This window comes from Alloiococcus sp. CFN-8, assembly GCF_049943125.1.
Taxonomy (GTDB): domain Bacteria; phylum Bacillota; class Clostridia; order Clostridiales; family Clostridiaceae; genus JAEXZL01.
Map to the genome: position 1 here is coordinate 2,029,853 of NZ_CP188040.1, position 21,759 is coordinate 2,051,611.

19 protein-coding genes are annotated in these 21,759 nt (G+C 35.5%); 10 read left to right on the forward strand and 9 right to left on the reverse strand.

What is annotated here, in order from left to right; translation table 11 throughout:
- The first annotated feature begins 140 nt into the window (after positions 1-140).
- Positions 141-1,514, forward strand: coding sequence for an MATE family efflux transporter (locus ACPWSR_RS09335; protein WP_426347965.1), 1,374 nt, complete (start codon positions 141-143; stop codon positions 1,512-1,514).
- 88 nt (positions 1,515-1,602) lie between these two features.
- Here ACPWSR_RS09335 and ACPWSR_RS09340 read toward each other — a convergent pair whose 3' ends face one another.
- From ACPWSR_RS09340 to ACPWSR_RS09355, 4 genes are all read right to left on the reverse strand, one after another.
- Complete coding sequence (locus tag ACPWSR_RS09340) at positions 1,603-2,487, reverse strand: transposase (protein ID WP_426347966.1); 885 nt, start codon at positions 2,485-2,487, stop codon at positions 1,603-1,605.
- A 360-nt stretch (positions 2,488-2,847) separates the two neighbouring features.
- Positions 2,848-3,660: a class I SAM-dependent methyltransferase gene (locus ACPWSR_RS09345; protein ID WP_426347967.1), complete on the reverse strand. Its 813-nt coding sequence runs from the start codon at positions 3,658-3,660 to the stop codon at positions 2,848-2,850.
- A gap of 220 nt (positions 3,661-3,880) precedes the next feature.
- On the reverse strand, positions 3,881-4,354 hold the full coding sequence (gene msrA, locus ACPWSR_RS09350; protein WP_426347968.1) for a peptide-methionine (S)-S-oxide reductase MsrA: 474 nt from the start codon (positions 4,352-4,354) through the stop codon (positions 3,881-3,883).
- A 261-nt stretch (positions 4,355-4,615) separates the two neighbouring features.
- Positions 4,616-5,338: a lysophospholipid acyltransferase family protein gene (locus ACPWSR_RS09355; RefSeq protein WP_426347969.1), complete on the reverse strand. Its 723-nt coding sequence runs from the start codon at positions 5,336-5,338 to the stop codon at positions 4,616-4,618.
- 289 nt (positions 5,339-5,627) lie between these two features.
- Here ACPWSR_RS09355 and ACPWSR_RS09360 point away from each other — a divergent pair, with 289 nt between their 5' ends.
- The 6 genes from ACPWSR_RS09360 (at position 5,628) to ACPWSR_RS09385 (ending at position 10,943) form a co-directional block, all read left to right on the forward strand.
- Entirely contained in the window at positions 5,628-5,993 is a 366-nt protein-coding gene (locus ACPWSR_RS09360) for a GntR family transcriptional regulator (RefSeq protein ID WP_426347970.1), read from the forward strand.
- A gap of 15 nt (positions 5,994-6,008) precedes the next feature.
- Positions 6,009-6,893 (forward strand): ATP-binding cassette domain-containing protein, encoded by an 885-nt coding sequence (locus ACPWSR_RS09365; protein ID WP_426347971.1) that lies wholly within the window; start codon positions 6,009-6,011, stop codon positions 6,891-6,893.
- A 1-nt stretch (position 6,894) separates the two neighbouring features.
- Positions 6,895-7,653: a hypothetical protein gene (locus ACPWSR_RS09370; RefSeq protein ID WP_426347972.1), complete on the forward strand. Its 759-nt coding sequence runs from the start codon at positions 6,895-6,897 to the stop codon at positions 7,651-7,653.
- 452 nt (positions 7,654-8,105) lie between these two features.
- Positions 8,106-8,525 (forward strand): DUF3785 family protein, encoded by a 420-nt coding sequence (locus ACPWSR_RS09375; protein WP_426347973.1) that lies wholly within the window; start codon positions 8,106-8,108, stop codon positions 8,523-8,525.
- Between the two features lie 134 nt (positions 8,526-8,659).
- Positions 8,660-10,471 carry a DUF2207 domain-containing protein gene (locus ACPWSR_RS09380; protein ID WP_426347974.1) on the forward strand — a complete coding sequence of 604 codons (1,812 nt, stop codon included), beginning with the start codon at positions 8,660-8,662 and terminating at the stop codon, positions 10,469-10,471.
- 172 nt (positions 10,472-10,643) lie between these two features.
- Positions 10,644-10,943, forward strand: coding sequence for a hypothetical protein (locus ACPWSR_RS09385; protein ID WP_426347975.1), 300 nt, complete (start codon positions 10,644-10,646; stop codon positions 10,941-10,943).
- Between the two features lie 855 nt (positions 10,944-11,798).
- Here the strand turns inward: ACPWSR_RS09385 and ACPWSR_RS09390 are convergent.
- On the reverse strand, positions 11,799-13,085 hold the full coding sequence (locus ACPWSR_RS09390) for an IS110 family transposase (RefSeq protein WP_426347976.1): 1,287 nt from the start codon (positions 13,083-13,085) through the stop codon (positions 11,799-11,801).
- A gap of 611 nt (positions 13,086-13,696) precedes the next feature.
- The gene (locus ACPWSR_RS09395; RefSeq protein WP_426347977.1) at positions 13,697-14,305 is read right to left on the reverse strand and encodes a hypothetical protein; all 609 of its coding nucleotides are present in this window, start codon (positions 14,303-14,305) and stop codon (positions 13,697-13,699) included.
- A 370-nt stretch (positions 14,306-14,675) separates the two neighbouring features.
- On the opposite strand from ACPWSR_RS09395, the gene ACPWSR_RS09400 reads away from it, so the two are divergent.
- Together ACPWSR_RS09400 and ACPWSR_RS09405 are read left to right on the forward strand one after the other, a co-directional pair.
- Positions 14,676-16,070 (forward strand): NCS2 family permease, encoded by a 1,395-nt coding sequence (locus ACPWSR_RS09400; RefSeq protein ID WP_426347978.1) that lies wholly within the window; start codon positions 14,676-14,678, stop codon positions 16,068-16,070.
- Positions 16,071-16,346: 276 nt separating this feature from the next.
- On the forward strand, positions 16,347-17,300 hold the full coding sequence (locus ACPWSR_RS09405) for a 2-hydroxyacid dehydrogenase (protein WP_426347979.1): 954 nt from the start codon (positions 16,347-16,349) through the stop codon (positions 17,298-17,300).
- A 137-nt stretch (positions 17,301-17,437) separates the two neighbouring features.
- Here ACPWSR_RS09405 and ACPWSR_RS09410 read toward each other — a convergent pair whose 3' ends face one another.
- The 3 genes from ACPWSR_RS09410 to ACPWSR_RS09420 all read right to left on the reverse strand — a co-directional run bounded on the left by ACPWSR_RS09410 (position 17,438) and on the right by ACPWSR_RS09420 (position 19,422).
- Entirely contained in the window at positions 17,438-18,070 is a 633-nt protein-coding gene (locus ACPWSR_RS09410; RefSeq protein WP_426347980.1) for a GTP pyrophosphokinase, read from the reverse strand.
- A gap of 93 nt (positions 18,071-18,163) precedes the next feature.
- Entirely contained in the window at positions 18,164-18,937 is a 774-nt protein-coding gene (locus ACPWSR_RS09415) for an SDR family NAD(P)-dependent oxidoreductase (RefSeq protein ID WP_426347981.1), read from the reverse strand.
- 140 nt (positions 18,938-19,077) lie between these two features.
- On the reverse strand, positions 19,078-19,422 hold the full coding sequence (locus ACPWSR_RS09420) for a GRAM domain-containing protein (RefSeq protein WP_426347982.1): 345 nt from the start codon (positions 19,420-19,422) through the stop codon (positions 19,078-19,080).
- 270 nt (positions 19,423-19,692) lie between these two features.
- Between ACPWSR_RS09420 and ACPWSR_RS09425 the strand changes: the two genes are divergently transcribed.
- Positions 19,693-21,720 (forward strand): penicillin-binding transpeptidase domain-containing protein, encoded by a 2,028-nt coding sequence (locus ACPWSR_RS09425; RefSeq protein ID WP_426347983.1) that lies wholly within the window; start codon positions 19,693-19,695, stop codon positions 21,718-21,720.
- The last annotated feature ends 39 nt before the right edge of the window (positions 21,721-21,759 follow it).

Genomic DNA, 21,759 nt, shown 5'->3' on the forward strand with positions numbered 1-21,759 from the left:
ATAGATTATATCTATAATGATCATGGGGGAATCCTCATGAGAAAATAATTTCAGAGAATAAAAGCAGATAGGCAGCTTATTACCTATGTGCTTTTTATTTTGTAAATTATTATTTGAGACTACTTTAGAGGGAGGTAGACATGAAGAAACTATTTAAAGATAAGGCATTTTTCTCATTAATATTAACCTTAGTTATTCCAATTACACTACAAAATCTTATTAGCTCATCATTAAATATGGTGGATAATGTTATGATAGGACGACTAGGAGAGGCTGAAATTGCTGCCGTTGGACTTATTAACCAATACTTTTTTATTTTTACCCTTGTATTATCAGGGATAAACGCTGGGGCAGGGATTTTTATGGCACAATTTTGGGGAAGAAAAGATGGGGATAGTGTAAAGAAGATATTAGGCTTAAGCTTAATCTTAGGAGCTATTGCTTCAGTAGTATTTACACTACTGGCTATATTAGCTCCAGAGTTTATAATGAATATATTTACTAGGGATCCAAAAGTGGTTCCTATAGGAATAAGCTATTTAAAGGTAATCTCAGTTACCTTTATAATTACTAGCATCTCTCAAGCTTTTTCCACAGGACTTAGGTGTACAGGTTTTGCAAAGCCACCTATGATAGCAAGCTTAGCTGGTGTTTTAGTGAACTGTGCTTTAAACTGGGTATTAATATTTGGTGCTCTAGGATTTCCTGCATTAGGAGTAGTGGGAGCCGCTATTGCTACAGGGATAGCAAGAATTGTTGAGGGATCTATAGTTTTGCTATATGCCTATAAAAATGGCACTCCTGTAGCAGCAAGCTTTAAAGAGCTGTTTATCCTTGATAAGGACTTTGTAGGTGTATATTTTAAAGTTTCATATTCAGTTATTTTAAATGAAATAATATGGTCTCTGGGAATAACTGCTTACTCTGTTATATATGCTAAAATCGGAATAAGTGAAGTTGCCAGCATGCAGATAGCTACTACTATAAACAATCTATTTATGGTTATGGGAATAGGAATAGCTATAGCTGCGTCCATTGTGGTGGGAAATCAAATAGGCTCAGGAGATGAGGACAAGGCAATAGAAAGCGCATTTAGGCTTGGAATATTAGCCCCAATTATTGGTGCTATAATGGGTGTGATATTATATATTGCGGCTCCTTATGTAGTGAGGGTATTTAATGTGGAAGCAGGAACTATTTCATCTACTATTCAAGTTTTGAAAATAATGGCATGTGTTGCTCCTTTAAGATTCTTTAATGTAGTTATGATTGTAGGAGTTTTTAGAGGAGGCGGTGACACAACCTATTCTATGATTGTCCAATTAGGTGTTATGTGGCTGTTATCAATACCTATGGGATATTTAGCAGCTACATATTTAGGATTATCACTTCCACAGGTATTCTTTATAATCTGCTTAGAGGAAGTGTTTAAGCTTGTGTTTGAGGTATATCGACTAAGATCCAAGAAGTGGATTAGAAATGTCGTTAATGAAGTAGAATATGGACTAGCGTAAAAAAAAGCCTTAGGAAGGTTGGTATTAAATATAAGGAATAAGAATTAATTACTTATTCCTTATATGATACAAGTCTTTCCTGAGGCTTTTAGCTGCTTTTCACTTTATGATATCTTATGAAGCTGCATAGTGCATTTGGAGTAGTAGAAAGAAAAGATGCAATTTCCACTAAGGTATAACCATATTTTATAGCTTCCTTAATAAACTCTATTTTATAAGCTGTAGCTGAGGGAAGAATCGATATAATTTTATTGCTATCCTTAATAGAGTTTGAGAGATAAATGGAGTTATAAATAGTCTTTAAGGTAGGGTGAGTACAAGAATTTTCTATGGGGTTGTATAGTGGGATAGTATTTTCCATAAGGTAGTCAGCAGCAATAGTTTTTACAGCTTCCATGTCTTTAGTTAAATCATCCTCGTCTCCCTTATAATTCATAAGCTTTTTGTATCTTTCTATTGAGAGAGATTGCATAGGAGAAAGTATATCTAAAATTAGTTTTGTCTGAACAAAAGATATAGGACTAGCTGTATAAGCAATAATGTAATCTTTATGGCTACACCATTTATAATCATTAAGAGAAGCACAAAGATGTGCTCTTATTGGATTTTTGTGTATATATCTTAATAAGCTTACAAGCTGACGGTCATCTTTAACCATTACACTATTATATCTTTCCCCGTATACATGCCCTGATCTATTTTCTAGCCAGGCTATGTATTTAGCTACTTTATTATTAATGGTGAACATTATTTTACTTAAGGGAAATTCGTGGGTCTGTATAAGTAGATGATAGTGGTTATCCATGATTGCATAGGCTAATATATCATAATTGAATTTTCTTTTGTATAACATAAGCTGCCTTAGAAAATAGTTTTTTGCTAAATCACTGTTAAAGATAAAATCTCTGTTATTACCTCTTTGGTATACATGATAGATTGCACCCTTGAAGAAAATTTTTGCATGTCTTCCCATACATTCTCACCTCGGAAAAATTTGCTTATATTTGATTATTGACAGAGCTAGGTTGTCCTATACCAATATACATGCGAACACTTTCTCACTTCTATGGTGCCATTCACATTACATCTTATTACATATTCCCTTTTAGTTTTGTCGAAAAAAATAAAAAAATAGATTATTTTGTATTTACAAATTATTTTATTATGTTATTATATTTATATGGTATTGGATTTTTTGATTCAGTACCCTCCTTTATAATTTTACTGCACTTGCACCTGGTCCGTGTAAGTGTCATTTTTTTGTCTAAAAAAACCTTGGCGGTAAGCCAAGGTTTTGTGTTCTTATTATAGAAGATTATTTTTGATGTTCAGTCTATTTAGTTGCAGTTAAGGTAAAGGTCTTAGGAATGCCTTTGTCGTAGGATTCGGAAGATAGGTTTGGTTCCTCTGTAAGGGTTTTGATTATAAAACCGGCGGAGGAGGCAGAGGTTATGATTTCCCCTAGGTTCCAGAGTCTCAGATATACCTTTTCTGAAGCTGTATCCTCTTGAGAGTACTTTGAGTAGGCAACGGCTTTTTCTTGTAAGGAGGTGTCAAAGTAATCTCCTGTTACCTTATGTTTTCTTACCTTTGCTGTTGATCCTTTAGAGGAGATGAGCTTTGTGGAAACTGGATGGAAATCTCTAAGGATAAATAGACCACCCTTTTTTAATAGCTTGTGACAGATACTCATGAATTCTACTAAATCTGTAAAGTAATGAATTATACCCATCTCTGCAAATACGATATCAAAGCTGTTCCATAAGTCCTCATCTTGAAGCTTTAAGATATCTGATAATATATAATTGATTTTAGCTCCTGCAGCATCAGCTAAGTTTAGGGCGTAGGTCTTATTTCCGTGAGAAAAGTCAACTACCGTTGCCTCAGCACCCATAATAGAAAGAGCCACGGCTTTTATTCCGTTCGATCCCATGAGATTCATGATTCTTTTCCCTTTAACATCTCCTAGATAATTATCCAGTACAGATAAGGCCTTATGAGGATTCCTGAGAAGTCTCTCGGCGCATTCTTCTGGAGTTCCAAAGCGGTTAATCCAAGCATCATAGGTTTCTTTATTCCAGGAGCTTTCGTTTATTTTAGAGAGGGGTTTTTGGGTGAATTCTTGAACGTCTATTTTCTTGTCCATGTGAGACATATATCTATTTCCTTCTTTCTGTAGTTGATAAATCTTTATAATTATTAATATATAAGTTATTGATAAATTCATTAATAAAGCTATTAATAATAATCCAAAAGAGAGCATTACTAAGGTATATAGTAATGCTCTAAATTATATAAGCTTATTAAATAACCTTGAATGGGCTTGATTAAACACATCTGCTACCATAGAGAATTTAAATGGAAGGTTAATCGAGCTTAATATGGCAGTAGCCGCCAGGATTCTTTTTAAGATATTTTTGATGGTATTCCTCAGCCTTGTAATAGTTTGTAAGAGGTTTAATCTCCGTAACTATCTTCTTTGAGTATTTTTCCTGCTCCTTGTTTCTGCTTTCAATGAGCACTTCTTCATCATCTAAATCTATAAAATAGAGACCTGTTCTGTATTGACTTCCTACATCAGGACCTTGCCTGTTTAATACTGTTGGGTCTACTATTCCCCAGTATTCTTCAAGAAGCTTTTCTAGAGGAAGAACCTCTGGATTATATTTAACATAAACTGCTTCTGCAAAGCCAGTATTTAAGTTGCAAACCTGCTCATAGGTGGGGTTTTCGGTTCTGCCATTAGCATAGCCAACCTCTGTTTCTACAACTCCATCAATTCTAGAAAGAAACTCCTCAACACCCCAAAAGCATCCGCCGGCAATTACTATTTCCTTCATATTAACACCTCGGTTCTAGTTTTATGATATTTACTTAATTCTATAGCAAACAAGAAAAAAATTCCACTCAATTAATAATTCTTTACTTCTTAGAAATATTATTTCTAAACTTACTAAAAGCTATGCCAGTTGTAAAAATAGCACATATAAAGAATATACCTAGGCAGTTTAAAGAATTTAATCCTAGTTTTCTTGATAAATAGAAATCAGGGTAAGTAGATGGCAGCTATAGAGCCAAGCTTCACAAGTTAGCTAAAGAAGTTAGCTTGTCAGCTTACTAGCAATTAGGCTCTTTACCTTTTCAGGTAGATTATCAATTTCCTCTTTACTTAGACCCTTAGTATTGATCACTGGATGTATATATAGCTCAACAGTATCGGCTTTTATCCTATTGCCATTACCCTCCATAAGCTTGTAGGAGCCATTTATAGTTACAGGGATAATTGGTACCTGTGGCTTAGTGGCAAGCTTAAAGCTACCGGCTTTAAAATCTCCCATTACGGGGCCCTGACTCCTGGTGCCTTCAGGGAAGATAACCATTGAATGTCCATCTTTAAGATTTCGTATGCCTAAAGCTATTGCTTCAGCAGACTTTCGTAGATTACTTCTATCCATAAATACGCAGTGAATGAACTCCATCCAGGTTCTTAATATAGGGATTTTTCTCATCTCTATCTTTGCTACATACCCCTTTGGAAGATTTATGTGGCTCATAAAAAGTGCTATATCAAAATAACTCTGGTGGTTTGCTATGTAAAGTACTGTTTCCTCAGGACTTGGTAAATTTTCCTCTCCGTAGATTTTTACATCAGCACCGCTCCACTTTACCTGAGCTCTAGCCCATTTTGTTGTGGTTCTATGGACGTAAGCCTCCGCTTCATCATTCTTTCCCTGGTCCTTCATTCTTCTTACCTTATTAACCTTGGGAAGAGTAGCAATGAGAGTTAAGGCAAAATGGCCAAACCATATTATAGTTTTAAGCATATTAATCCTCCGTAATTTTCAATTTAATTAATGTTATAGAGTTATCTTTAGTTAAAGCTTAATTATTAGTCAATTAAATTATATTACATCATGGTAAAATAATAAACTTATACTTAATGAATGAAAAACTTTAAATGTAAAATGAAATTTATAAATTTCAAACAATATTTCGTTGACAATAAATAGTATTAGTTGTATAGTTAGTTATATAAGTAATGAACCAATTAACTAATGAACCATAATATATATTATAAATATAATTATCCCATTATTAAAAGGAGGTGAATGAATGCTTGATTTAAACTCTAATAAATCCATATACGTTCAGATTGCTGAATCCATTGAAAATGATATTTTACTAGGAAATCTTAAGGAGGGAGAGCAGGCTCCTTCAACCAATCAATTTTCTTCAGTTTACAAAATAAATCCTGCTACGGCGGGAAAAGGGTTAAATATTCTCGTGGAGGAAGAAATATTATTTAAGAAGAGAGGTCTTGGTATGTTCGTGGCTGAGGGAGCAAGAGAAAAGATTCTAGATAAGAGACAAAAGGCCTTTATTAAGGAGGTCCTTCCAGAGATTATAAGAGAGGCAGAAAGGCTAGAGATTAAAAGGGAACAGTTCCTTGAGCTCATAAAAGATCAATATAGTAAATAGAAAGGAGTGAAGATGATGACAAATACCATAGAGTGTAAGGGCTTAAGTAAAAGCTACGGAAAGGTTAAGGCTGTAAATAATATAAGCTTAACCCTAGAGAATAATAAGATTTATGGACTTTTAGGACGTAATGGAGCGGGAAAAACCACACTGCTGAGGATGCTTAATAATGAGCTTGTGAGAAGCGAAGGGGAAGTAAAGTACGAAGGCATGGATATATTTGAAAATAGCAAGGCTCTGGAAAATATTTGTCTTGTTAAGGATAGAGGTAGCTTTGATGAGGATAAGAAGGTTAAGGATATATTTAAGCTAGCTTCTATATGTTATAAAAATTGGGATGAGGATTATAAAAATAAGCTGGTAAAGAAGTTTAATGTAAATGTTAAAAAGTCTTTTAAGAAGCTATCAAGAGGAGGTCAGTCCCTAGTAGGAGTGATAATTGGTCTTGCTTCTAGAGCGCCAGTAACCATCTTTGATGAGCCTGTCCTTGGATTGGACGCTGCTGTAAGAGAGGAATTCTATAGTATTCTTTTAAAGGATTACGAAGAGAATCCCAGAACAATTGTTATTTCTACTCATTTAATTGAGGAAAGCAGCAACGTCTTTGAGGAAATTATAATGATAGATTCCGGTGAGCTTATACTAAAAGAAAGCATCTCAGAGCTTATGGAAAAGGCTAAGGTTATGGTTGGAAACAGAGAGAAGATCCTATCTGTACTAGACGGAAAAACTCAAGTAATCCATGAGGACAAAATAGGTGGTGCATCTATAATTTCAGTTTTTGATAATATTTCTGAAGATAAGTACTCAGAACTTAAGAAAGAATCTATTGAAGTGAGTCAGCTGAATCTTCAAAAGCTATTCGTGTATCTTACAAAAAAAGATGGAGGTGAAGAGTAAAATGGAAGCTATAAAAAGACAGATTAGATTTCAATTAGCTGACGGTAAAAATGCTTTTATGATTTTCTGGATTATACTTCTTGCTGTAAATACATTGTTTTATGTAGTAAATGCAAGTTCCAAGCATAGCAGTATTGGTATGAGCTTTACTACTACCTTTAATGGCTCTCAGATACAATATCAAAGCGTTGCCAGCGTTCATATAATTTCTATAATTATATTTATTATTGTTTACTCCATGGTTATGTACTATGAAAGTTTTCCAATGGCTATAAGCTTCTCTGCTACCAGAAAGGATTTTTATATAGGAGCAGTGATTCATAATATCCTTCTCTGTTTATCCATGGCAGTAATTCAGGGCGTGCTTATGAAGCTGGACGGCTTTATAATAGAAGCAATAGGAAGGAATCCTTTATACGAGCAGTTTATATTTAACACTAAAGAGAATAATCTTTTGTTTATAATATCAGTGCTGTTTATAATATTTCTTTTTACTGCAGCGGTATTCAATCTATTAGGAGCAGCGCTATATAGATTAACCTGGAAGCTTTGGATTCTAATAGGTGGAGTTCTTATGGCTATATTGAATATAGACTCTTTGTTTAGGGCTGTAGATAAGTTTTTCTATTATATAGGGGGGCATATGAGTCCTGATAATTCTCTTATTAACTGGGCTATAATGATGATTCTTATATCAATGGTATTTTACCTTCTTGCCTTCCTGTTCATAAGAAAGCTAAGTATAAGAAGCAAGGGATAACAATTGGACAAGAAGGAGACCTATGTAAAGAAATGGACGAGGTCATAATAGATAATTTACTGCCATTATAGATTAATGAAACCTTACCCACAGAAGAAATATCTATATATGCCTGGGGGTTCCTAGGAACGGCTCTTATATTTATAGTCCTAGCATCTCTAGCATATGGATTATATTTTCATAGGAAAAAGAAATCTCTTTAATATAAAAGCACCCTGAAGTAGGCTAAGGTGGTATTTATAGAAGGAATGGTTAGAGCAACCATACCTTTATAGAAACCCTTTCGGCTGCGGCTCAGGGTGTTTTTTAGTGCAATATTTTCAATTATGGTTTAGAGTCAGGAGAATTTTGCTGTTATAGGGTGTAGATAGGTTTTTTGTAGGAATTTCTATACATTATAATGAGGAATAATAGTATAATAAAATACATAGAAAATGCTAGGAGGAACTATTATGTCAGAATATACTTTTAATTATATGGACAAAAGCTATACCTTGGGGGAAGCTAATCTCACTGCTCTTGTTAATGATGTGGAAAGACCGGTGAATGGCTTTGATGAAAAAGAAGTAATTAAGCTTTTGAATAATTATCCTGAGGTGGAATTTGAAAAGGCTTATTATGAGGAGCCTTGTGAGGAATGTAAAGCAGGTGTTAAGGAAAAGGCCAAGTATTTTAATTTTATGGAATTTCACTTTTACATATTTACAAAGGATGAGACTTATGTAGTTAGTGATATTTCTGAAGAATATGATAATACCTCCTTTAATAGACTTTTGAGAGTGGGAAAAGTGGACGATAGCTATATAGTTAGCGTAATAGTATGTGAAGACTGTGGAAGCTATTCCATAGAAATAGAACAGTGTCCTGTATAAAATACATAAAAGAGAAGTAATGGAGATTTATCATACAAAAATAATCCGCATTAGTGGAGCTGTTCCCAATAAGAATTTAAATAAGGATAATATATTCTTTTTTAAAATATTTTTGAACATAAGGGGGCGTAGAATTGAGGCATAGGGGAGCTGTAATAATATTTATAGTATTTTTATTGCTTGGCACTGTAGGCTATAAGGCCTATGGAGATGAGCTGGCAATTAGTGAAGAAAGAATATACGTTGAAATACTTCCTGATGGAACTATTAAGGTGAAGGATAATATAGTATTTGATTTTTCTGGAAGCTTTAATGGGGTATATAAGGAGGTTTCCTATGACAAGGCATCAGGAATTGATATAACAAGGGTTGAAGAAGCGTTAGTACCCCAAAAGGTAAACAGCGACTATGACAGATATACACTTGTAGAGGAGGCTGAAAATGGAGACGAAAGGGTATACACCTTGTCTAATGAAGATAAGAAGACAAGGGTTAAAATTTTCTCTCCTTCTGAGGATACGATTAAGGGCTTCAGAATCAGCTACAATTTATACGGAGCTATAGAAAAGTATAATGATACTGCGGAATTTCACTGGAAATTTATTGGGGATGAAAATGAGACTGATATAAATAGGCTTGAGATATACCTAACCTTTCCAGAGGGGATAACGCCGGAAGATATGAAGGTATATGGTCATGGTCCTTTAAATGGAACGGTAAAAATATTAAATGATGATACTGCTTTATTTGTGGTACCTAAGCTGGAAAGTGGTAATTATGTAGAGATAAGAGCTCTATTTCCAGGAGAGCTGCTGACGGCTCTTGACATAACCTCCCCTGAGAATAAGCTTCAGTCAATATTAGAGGAAGAAAGAGGCTATGCAGAAGAGCAGAATAAGAAGCTTAAGGTGAAAGAAACCTTGGGAAAGGTAATGGAGACTGCTCCTATAGTGATGACATCACTTTTAGCATTATTAGGTGGTATATCAATATTTATGATAAAAAGAAAGGATTACAATCCTTACGAAAAAGAAGCCTATAATATTGATGATTACGATCCGATTCTTTTAAGCTATTATGCAAAGCCTTATGAGTATGTTAATAATACCAATGGATTTATAGCCCAGCTTTTGAATCTAGTTCGAAAGAAAGTTCTCTCCATGGAATATATAGAAGAGCAAGAGGATTATTTAATTAGAATTCTTCCATATCAAGGAGAGCTTATGCTACACGAAAAAAGGCTTGTAGACTTTCTTAGTGAGGCAGCAGCAAATAAAGAGGAATTGTATCTTTCTACTTTAAAAGAATATCTCTCTAAAAATCCTGAAAGCTATACCATATTATCTGATCTATATGTAGATATAAATAAGGAAATTCTGGGCCTTGGCTACTCAGATAGGGGAAGGGCTTGGAAAAAGGCTCTTGTTATTATTTCAGCAGTGATTTTATTTGTGATATCCATAATAATTCTTGCAAATGAAGTATGGCTGGCTTCAATTTCTCTAGTGGGAGCCATAGGTGTATTTATTTTAGGTTTATTGATATCTACAAAAAGCTCCGAGGGAGAAAAGGCCTACGAGACTTATGAAAGGGTTAAAAAAGATATAATAAATTATAAAGCATTAACGGTAGCTGAGCTGTTAAAGAATCCTGCAGCCATCGAAAAGCTCATGATTTATGGAGCATTGTTTAATTACAATGAAGAGCTTACGGAAAAGATAACTGGAGAGATAGAAGAGGATTATGACACTTCAATATTCTCTAATTATCTTCTTTGGAATATATATTTTACAGGTCACTTCCAGGGAGTGAATGTACAGAATGATATAAAGGATAGTATACCATCTCCGCCAGAAGCCAGTTCAGACGGTGGAAGCGGAGGGGGCTTCACTTCTGGGGGTGGAGGCTTTTCTAGTGGTGGCGGCGGCGGTGCCGGAGGTTTTTAAGCTGTAATTTAAAAAGAATTTATGGAGGCTGAAAAGGCTTATTATGCCTTTTTCGGCCTCTATTATTTTGTGCTATTTATTTTGTTTATAAAATGTTTAAAAAATAAGGTGGCGGTAAATATTAAAAGTTGTTATTATTTATCTGATAATAAAATTTAAATGGAGGATGAAGATGGCTAGAAAAAATACAAGAAATAGCAAGCTGCTCTTTAACTCAAAGGATATAACCTCCCCAAAGGTTTATGCCTTCTTAGTTAAGCTGGTAAATGATGATAGGGAGGATTTAGCAGAAAAGGCTCTAAAAATAGATTATCTTCTTAATTATGCTCAGAGCTGCTTGAAGCAGAAGGATAAAATGGAGGCTCGCAGTGCATTGGACAACGCACTTACTAGGATGAATGAACTTACGTCCCAGGGATATGAACCGGAGCATTTAAAATATATATATGATGGGATCGTAAAGAAGCTTTAAGTTGCGACAAAGCATTAATTAATAACATTTTTTGATATTTGTTTATATACTATTAAGGATATAAGCGAAATGTGAAGTATGTTATAGAATATAAAGAATATTCAAAGAAATTAACTGTAGGTTAATTAAATTCAGCCTTTGTTCATTTGACTTTATAGAGAGTAAATGGTATTTTTATTACAAGAAAAGAAGCTTCTTTTACTTAAAAAAAATAGTGCAGCTATTGCTTTCGGAAGAGTGAATTTGAAGCGTAGAGCACTGGAAAGAGGTGAGACCACCTAACTGATTAAAGAAATAGAAGTCTTTAATTTAGTTTCCCTACGGAGGATTGGTAGTAACCTTTTGTTGGAAGTACCCTATATTAGTCCATCGTCCTGTGGTTCTAATCTTGAAGTAATTTGAGGAAGCTGCCATAGCAGCAGGCTATAAGCCAATATTAAGATTACTCACAAGTGAAGGGTTAGAGGTATAGGGATATTAAGGATTATAGTGTGGGAAACTTGAAAAATATCGTTTTAAGGAGAAAGGCCTTTGGAAGAACAATTTAATAAAGACAAGAGTCGATAAAAATCTATGGTTAATGAGATTTGTATCGGCTCTTGTTTTTTTGAGGGAAGAGCAGAAAAGAAGTAAGAGGTAAGGACTAAGAGCTAAGAGTTATAAGAGCAGAGAATAGAGAAAAGAGAAGAGAGAAAAGAGAAGAGAGAAGAGCTAAGAAGTAAGGACTAAGAGCTAAGCAATCTGGTAATATGTCAAGGGGTTATTTTAAAAAGATTTGATATGAATTGTTTAAAAAAGGCCGAACTTAATAGACCTACGGTTTAGAAAGAATTAAACCGAAAGTATGTTCGTGTTTTATTCTATTAAGTTGTCCAGCTGTTCGCCGGTGTACAGTTGGTTTTTGGCCAGCAATCCATAAACCAGTCGTACGAATTTTCGAGATGTTAGCGCGAGTGCTCGTTTATGCTGATGCTTCGTGACTTCGTTGTACTTTTTTTGGTAGTAGTCACGATACTCAGGTATGTATTTTCTTATGCTGTTAGCAGCTTCTCCTAGATAATATCTAAGATAGCGGTTGCCAGCTTTAGTCATTGTAGTATTTTCTGCCTCGAAGTTACCTGACTGATTTCTAGTCCATGTGAGCCCTGCATACTTAGCAAGAGCATCAGAGGAGTGAAAAGCCGTAATATCGCCGATTTCGGCGATGATTCCTGCGGAGAATACAGGACCTACACCATTGATGGATTTTAGGATAAGAAAGGCATTGGGACACATTCCTTTAACGGTACGTTCTATTGCAGCATCCACAGCCTTGATTTCTTTTTTGAAGACCTCAATGCAGTTAAAAGAACTAGCTATAGAAGTATTGAGAGGTTCGTAAAGACGTTTATCCAATAGGTATGAATCTCGAGCTGCTTTCTTTAGCAGATCAGCGGTTTTTGAAATATCACTGATTCGATTGCGGCTTTTCTCTGAAATAAAGGCTACCAGCTCTTCCTCGGGGATGGACAGAATATCTTCTGGCGAAAAGAAATCTATCAGTATGGCTGAAGCAGTTGCTCCATAAATGTCGCTGAACGGTTGATACTCCTTGTCAAGCAGCTTTAATTCACTGAACTTAAGGTAGATATTAGTAACCATATAAGTCTTTTCTCTGGTCATGGAATCAACGAGATGAAGCCTATGCCTTGTAAGCCTCCGAAGTGCCAGGAACTGGCTACCGCGCCACGGATCCGCCTCAATACGGCCTGCCCTTGCGAAGTCTGCAATAACAAAGGCATCAAGTAAGTCTGTTTTATTCATTGCTATAAAGGATTTCCTGTAGTTAGCGGTCATCTTGGGGTTTATGCAGAAGACGTAAGGACTGAAGGGAAGTAGCCTTTCGCAGGTAGATAAATAATTTGCTATGTGTATGCTATACACTGAGGTTGACTCCAGAGCAGCAACAACAGTATTCAGGTTTCGATGTTGGTTTAAGCACTGAACAATCTTATCGGCCAATTCTTCCGCACCAGGCTGGTTATTGGAAAAGGATGACTGGATGAGTTTGTTTTGATGAAAATCCATAGCATAAACAGCATTGGATTTAGAACTAACATCAATACCCACGAACAAGGTGGACATATAATTAATCTTTAACATGATATCACCGCCCTTTCCGATTAGGGATTTTTGTAGAAATGAAACAGAAGATTATCCTGGTGCCGAGTGCTGACCGCAATCTCGCGTAATAACCATGTACCTTAGAGGCTGTCTTGCTGGAGCTACTCTTAAGGAATGAAACATCTGTGTAAGCGGAATATACCAATCGGATCAGGCTGCATGCTTAGCGGGCAGTCACCGGAAAATCGGGCTGAAAGAGCTAAAAGCAGTTCCTCTGTAATCAATCTATATTGCTATAATACCACCAGGATAAGCTTAAGTAACTATGAAACTTATTCGTTTATGTATAAAATAAATAAGTTTATCACCTTAATTTGTTAGGGATAAACTTATTATACGAGAGCTAAGAGCAAAGAATAGAGAAAAGAGAAGAAGTAAGAACTAAGAGTTGGAAGGGAAAAAGATGAGGGAGGAGCATTCTTTGGAGATAGGCATTAGCGAGAGGCAAGCATTCGGGGTAGAAAGGTCAAGGGGTAAATAGGATTTGGATAGTGGATTGATTATGAAAAATTGAACAAGCTGTTAACTAGGTTAGTAGTTAACAGCTTGTTGTGTTATGTCCCTTAGTTAAGGGTGATTTTTTAATTATATTATTTTTCTGTTAGGGATCCGGCTATGGATTTGTATAGGTCTTCGTATTCTGTGTACATGCTTTTTAGTGTCCAGGAAATTATTTGATGGAAGTAATCCTGTGATTTTATTACTGTGATTAGGTAGGTTATCTTAATGTTATCAACCTCTCCTGTGAGATGGAACTGAATTGCGTCATTACCGTCTATTTTCACGTTTTCAATATCGGAAACCTCTGCATTTGTAATATTCTGCTGCATAGGTGGGATTATTGCATCGTAATATTCTTGAAGACCAAAGGAATCAGAAAAGTCACTGGCTAGCTCTGAGATGGCTATTGTGTACTGCTCTTTTTGTAAATTACCTATTTGAAGGTTTGCAGATGAATTTAGGTTATCTATCTCTTCCCAATCCTCGGGAACGGTTACTTCAATTACGTCATCGTCGCTGGAAAAGCTTTTTCCATTCTCTAATGGTTCTGCAACTACAGGATCCTTTCCGTTATTATTTCCCCCATTTCCTCCGTTGCTTGAGCCTGGGGTTGAATTATTTCCACAACCTGCTAAGAATATAATCGCTAATATAGCAGAAAAAAAACTTGCTAATGAAAATGAACGTTTTCTCTTCATTATGCCCTCCATAAATTAAGATTTTATATAATTCTATCATATTTGAATGGTTAAATTGTGTTCAATTATTAAATAATTTAAGAACTTCCTGTTATAACCATATAGTTTAATTGTATAGCTTATATATCTTTAGAAGCTTCTGAGGTGATTTTTTTGATTATGAGTTTTTCGTTAAATAGCTTTCTTAGATATTAATAATGTTCGCCTATTATAAAATATAGTATAGTAATTTGCTACTAAAAAATACTTATTTATTTGATATATTGCCAAAATAATTAAAATACGAATAATTTAGGTTGATTTTAAAAAAATATACGTATATAATTAATTTTGTATTTATTATACCAATATATATTAAGGATGGGATGTTATGGATAGATTTTTTAAGCTTAAGGAGAATGGAACTAATGTAAAGACTGAGGTTCTAGCTGGAACTACCACTTTTTTAACTATGGCATATATCATATTTGTAAACCCTGCCATGCTTTTACAAACAGGAATGAATGAAGGGTCAGTTTTTGTGGCTACAATTTTAGCAGCGGCTATTGGTACCTTTGTTATGGCCTTCGTTGCTAATGTGCCTTTTGCTCAGGCGCCTGGAATGGGGCTTAATGCTTTTTTCACCTTTACAATTGTCTTTGGTATGGGTTTTACCTGGCAACAGGCTTTAGGAATGGTGTTTATCTGCGGTATTATTAATATTCTCATTACTGTTACTAAAATTAGAAAAATGATTATAAAGGCTATACCAGAATCTCTTCAATATGCCATCAGCGGTGGTATAGGATTATTTATTGCATACGTAGGTGTTAAGTCTGCTCATTTTATTAATTTTACTGGAGATGCAGCGGACAAGATTACAGCTATCGGTGAAGGTGGTCTCTTTGGAGATGTAGTTCCTGCCATAGTGGATTTTAAGAATCCAGCGGCTCAATTAGCTCTTATAGGTTTAGTTATCACCGTTGTACTTATGCTTTTAAAGGTTAAGAGTGCTATCCTTTTAGGGATACTTTCAACAACTATTATTGGCTTATTTAATGGAGTTACTACTCTTCCAGATATGTCTACCATAGATTTCAGCATCCCTGATATAAGTCATACTTTTTTAAAGCTTGATATTGTTGGAATATTTTCAAGTCCTGAAAAGATATTTATAGCAATAACCACAATTTTTGCTTTTTCATTAACAGATACCTTTGATACCATTGGAACCTTCTTAGGAACGGGAAGAAAATCCGGTATTTTTGATAAAGCAGATGAAGAGTCAGTAGAAAAGGGAAATGGCATGTCCTCAAAGCTTGAGAAGGCGCTTTTTGCAGATGCTACAGCTACCTCCATAGGAGCTTTATTAGGGACAAGCAATACCACTACCTATGTAGAAAGTGCTGCAGGAATAAGTCAGGGAGGTAGAACTGGTTTAACCTCCATGGTAACGGGAATCTTATTTTTATTATGCTTATTCATAGCACCTATTGCTGGGATGGTTCCTGAAGCAGCTACAGCTCCTGCATTAATAGTAGTAGGTGTTTTAATGTCTGAATCTCTGATGAAAATAGACTGGACAGATATCGGTATAGCAATACCTGCTTTTCTTACTGTAAGCTTTATGCCATTTACTTATAGTATAACCACTGGAGTTGCAGCAGGCTTTATATTCTACTGTATAGGAAAGCTGGTAAAGAGGGAAGGTAAGGATGTTCATCCTATATTATATATAGTTACACTGCTCTTTATAGCCAGTTATGTGCTTAATGCCTTGATTTAGAGTATACCTGCTTGTACAATATGATCTTAATAAAAAAGGTACTTTTGTTATAAAAGATATTCTTGTTATAAAAGATATTCTTGTTATAAAAGATACTCTTATAATTAATACTTACTTAGAAAAATTAGGTTGAATAAGGATGGAGCTTTTCCATCCTTTTTGATTTATCCTCTAGTACAATTTCCTATTATAATAGCAATATGGTGGAAATCCTTTAAAGTTTATTATAAGCTATAGATAGTCAATAAATAAAAGGTACAAGAAGGGAGAGGCAATATGAACATAGTTTTATTAGAGCCTTTAGCGGTAAAAAGTGAGGTTATTGAGAAGCTATCAAAGAAAGCAGTAGAGATGGGACATAGCTTTAAGGCTTATGATAGTGTTACAAAGGATGTGGAAGAATTAAAGAGAAGAAGTAGAGAGGCGGATATACTTATAATTGCCAACAATCCTCTGCCTGGGGAGGTAATAAGAGAAGTAGAGAGGCTAAAATATATAGCTGTTGCATTCACAGGAGTAGATCATGTGGATAAGGAGGCTTGCTTAGAGAAAGGCGTAAAGGTATCTAATGCTGCGGGATATTCTACTGATTCCGTGGCTGAGCTTGCAATTGCCTTAATAATTGATGCTCTTAGAAATGTTCTTCCCTGTGACCATAGGGTAAGAAATGGAGGTACCAAGGATGGCTTAGTAGGAAATCAGCTTAAAGGTAAGACCGTTGGAATTGTAGGTACAGGAGCAATTGGATTAAGAGTGGCAGAGCTATTAAGGCCCTTTAAATGTACGGTTTTAGGATATAGCAGAAGTGAAAGGGAAGAAGGAAAGAGTCTTGGTATAGATTATGTACCCTTAGAGGAGCTTTTAAAGAGAAGTGATATAGTAAGTCTTCATGTACCTCTAAATGAGGCTACAAAGAATTTGATAAATGAAGATAGGATAAAGCTAATGAAGTCTTCTGCAGTGCTGATTAATCTTGCTAGAGGACCTGTGGTAGATAGTAAAGCCCTAGCGGAAGCACTAAATAAGGGGAGAATAGCCAAGGCCTGCATAGATGTTTTTGAAACGGAACCTCCAATAGAGGAAAATCATCCTCTTCTTATGGCTAAGAATACTCTGGTAACACCTCACATAGCTTTTGCTACAGAGGAATCTATGGTTATTAGAGCTGAGCTTACCTTTGATAATATATATTCTTATTTAGAAGGAAACATTAAAAATCAGGTTATATAAAGTAATTTAATTAAAAAAGCACAGGTGATATTATACGTTCACCTGTGCTGCTCTTTTCTAAGGAAGTTTTAATTAATTATATTTTTTCTGATTTCACTATATTTTATTATATAATTGTAGCTTTTTAGCAGAAGCTATCACTGCCTGAACTTTCTAATTTCTTCGTTGATAGAAAGCATTTTCTCATCTAGATAGTTTGCTAGCTCCGCACAATCCTTCAGCTGTTCAGTGAGATAAGAGGGAACTGTTTTTTCAAACTTATAGTAAATCTTATGCTCTAGGCTTGCCCAAAAATCCATGGCTATGGTTCTTAGCTGGACCTCTAGTTTTAGATATTCAACTCTATCAGAGAGAAAAACTGGAACCTCTAATAGAAGATGGAGACTTCTGTAGCCATTGGGCTTAGGAGATTTTATATAATCTTTTGCTTCGATAAGCCTTATCCCTTTAATACTGCATATTAAATCTGAAAGCCTATAAATGTCAGAGGTAAAGGAGGTTATTATTCTTATACCTGCTATATCATAAATATGATCTCTGGCATTTTCTAAGGATATGTCATAACCCTTTCTAATAAGCTTATCCTTTATGCTTTCAGGGGTCTTGATTCTTGATTTTATATGCTCAATTGGATTGTAGGCATGAATAAGCTGGAATTCCTCGTTGAGTATAGTGATTTTAGTATTCATCTCAGCTAATGCAAATTTATACAGAAGGAGAAAATCCTCCCAATCATAGGAACTATCCCTCGCAAGGATTTCGTTCAACATGTACTCACTCCTAAGTTTAAATTTATTGTAAAGGTAAACATACTCAAATAAATTATACCACAACCAAACACTTATATAACAAAAAGTAAGGATTTAATTTATTTTTTGAGTGGACTTTGCTAAAGCGGTTAATAGTTTTCTGGGAAAAAGCTTACTGCCGTATACTAAAAGCTTGTTAAGTGCTCCTGGAATAATTATTGTTTTACCCTTAAGCATACCATTGAAGCCGCATAGTGCGACAGCTTTGGCTTCCATAACACCAAGGGTTACAAAATCGGATTTTTTCATCTCTGCCTTGGCTTGAAAACCAGTTTTTGTAGGTCCAGGGCATAGGACACTCACCGTTACAGCTGTGCCTTTTAGCTCTGAGGCAAGGGCTTCCGTAAAGGAAATAACATAAGCCTTTGAAGCATAGTAGGTGGCCATATAAGGACCAGGCATGAAGCCAGCGGTGGATGCAACGTTTAATATCCTTCCTTTTTCTCTTTTTAGGAGCTCAGGAAGAAATAGCTTCGTCAGCTCCGTAAGGGCTCGAATATTTACGTCAATTAAATTCATATCCTTTTCTAATGAGATTTTGCTAAAAGGACCGAAGGATCCCACTCCTGCATTATTTATAAGAGTATCTACTTTGATTTCTCTATTCATTATATGAGTGTATATTTCTTTTGGGGCATTAGGCGCTGCTAAGTCTTTTATTATCACTTCAACCTGTATATCATATTGCTTCATTAAAGAAGACCTTAGCTCATAAAGCTCCTTTTCCTTTCTTGCCACAAGTATAATATTGTTTCCTGCCTCTGCTAGTAAGTGGCACAGCTCTAGGCCTATACCGCTAGAAGCGCCGGTTATAAGGGTGTAATTCATAACTATCCTCCTGTGTGCTTACAATAAGTTCCTAATTATATTTAACTATTTTTTTATCAGGGAGGCAATTGTAATTTTAAAGGATTATCGGCAAAAAAATCACTTTACCTATGGGAAAAGTAAAGCGATAGATTTATATTCTATTTCTTGCTCCTATGGGGCCTTATATGCCATTTTATAAGATTAAGCCACTTATCTCTTTCAGCGACGGTAAATTTATATACCTGTTTATCGGAGGTGGTGACCTTAATTCCATTATATAGAGGAATAGGCCTTACAATATTAAAGGTATAGGATTTTTCGAAGGAAACAATATCTCTAAGGTTAAGTATCAGGTTATTCCTTTCGAAGTCCAGACCAGGACCTGCAAAAATTAGCCTTCTGTCTGTAAGTATCAGCTTACCTGGCTCTCTGTTAATTAAGCTGGAATTAAAACACTTCCCCTCTTTAATTATATCTTCACCCTCCAATAAAATCACATTCATAACCGTACACCCCTTCCTGAGTTCGTTTGATATTATAAAAAAGAATCATAAACTCTTCTTACTATATAATAGCACCATATTATGATAAATTTACTGACTATTTTGTAAAAGTTATATAAAGTATATTTGTTACTACAGTTGAAAATAATTACATTATTGTATACGTGTATTTTCTGTAAAAATTCATAATAAATAGCTCTTATTTAATTATCGCCCAATATTGCAGAAAATTATTCCATTCTGTGATAAAATTATTTCGAGGTGATAGTTATGAATAGAAATAACCATAGGATTATTTTACTTGCTGTAGTTGGAGTATTGTTTTTAATGGTTCTAAGCGGCTGCTCAAAGGATGAAAAGCCTTCAAAGACCCTAGAGGCTTATAAGAAGGCTTGGGAAAACAAGGATTATAAAGATATGTATTCTATGCTTTCAAAGGAAAGTAAGGAGTATATTTCTGAAGAAGATTTTGTGACTAGATATACAAATGTTTACAGCGGAATAGAAGCTGAAAACATAAAAATAAACTTGCCCGATTTAGAAGAAGTGGACAAGACTAAAGAAGAAGAGACTGGTGTTGATTTTTCTATTAATATGGATACACTAGCAGGTAATATAGAGCTTGAAGGCTATAATCTTCCCGTTGCTAAAGAGAAGGAAGAGAATAAATGGAGAGTAATCTGGGATGAGAGCCTTATCTTCCCTGAGATGGATGCAGGGGATAAGGTATTAGTAGAATCTATAAAATCAGAAAGAGGTGAAATTTTTGATAGAAACGGTGAACCTCTGGCTGTTAATGGTGAGGTTGCTCGAATAGAAATTAAATATAATGATTTTATAATTAATAAGGAAGCCAATGTTAAAGCGCTATCTGAAGTATTAGATATCAGTGAAGAAAAAATAAATAAGCTCATTGAGAATCCTAGTAATCCCGATTGGGCTATTCCAGTTGTAAATGTGGTTGCGGAAGATAGAGAGCTAATACTTAAAGCTACTACAATTAAGGGAGTACAAAATACTAAAATCACAGGAAGGATATATCCAGGAGGAGAGCCTTTAGGAAGTCTTATCGGATATATAGAGCCAATTACTGCTGAGGAGCTGGAGAATCACCAGGGAGAAGGTTATAGTTCTACGGACAATATTGGTAAATTGGGTTTGGAACAAGTTTTCGAGGATAGACTAAAGGGTGAAAATGGATGGAAAATATATATTTCTAAAGCAGAAGCAGACAATATCACTGTAGCAGAAAAAGAAGCGGTACCGGGAGAGGATATAACTATTACCGTAGATAAGAAGCTTCAGACAGCTATTTATGAACAGCTTAAAGGGGACATAGGAAGTGCTACAGCTATTCATCCTCAAACCGGCGAGGTGCTGGCTCTTGTAAGCTCGCCTTCCTTTAATTCTAATTATCGAACCACATACACCCCTGATGCTGTAGGTAAAGTGTGGGAGGAAACAGACTATGATGCCTTCAACAACAGATTTAATGATGCAAAGGCTCCTGGATCTACCTTTAAGCTTTTGACAGGAGCGGTAGCTTTGGATACTGGTGCTGTTTCACCGGAGGAGACCTTAGTAACTGAATCTGGGCTGACCTGGCAGAAGGATGGCAACTGGGGTGGATATAAGGTTACAAGAGTTAAGGATCCTGGGGCTCCTGTGGACTTAAGGGATGCTTTTGTATACTCCGATAATATTTATTTTGCAAAGGCTGCCTTAGAGATGGGAGCTGATACCTTTGAGAAGGAAATTAAAGAAAGATTTGGAGTAGGAGAGGAGCTTCCCTTTGCTTATCCCATGGACAAATCACAGCTATCTAATCAGGGTATTGAAAGAGATGTCTTATTAGCGGATAGCGCCTATGGCCAGGGAGAAGTGCTGATGACTCCTCTTCATGTAGCTTTGGCATACAGTGCAGTAGTCAATGAGGGAAATATCATGAAGCCACAATTAGAAGCAAGTAACCCAGAGGTCTGGAAGGAAGGAGCAATATCCTCCGAAAGCCTGCCTCTCTTAAAGGAATATCTTACTTCAGTTATAGAAGATCCTAATGGCAGTGGCTATGATGCTAGAATTTCAGGAGTTAGCCTTTCTGGTAAAACAGGAACCGCTGAGCTTAAGAAGAGTCTAGAGGATACTCAAGGAGAAGAAAATGGCTGGTTTGTTGCTATGGATAATGAAGATCCTAGTATTGTTTTAGTTATGATGGTGGAAAATGTGAAAACAAGAGGCGGAAGTCACTATGTAGTGCCAAAGGCTAAAGCAGTTCTTCAGGGCTATTTAGTAAATTAGCTTAAGCTCCTTTAGAGGTGAGAAACTAAAAAAATTAGT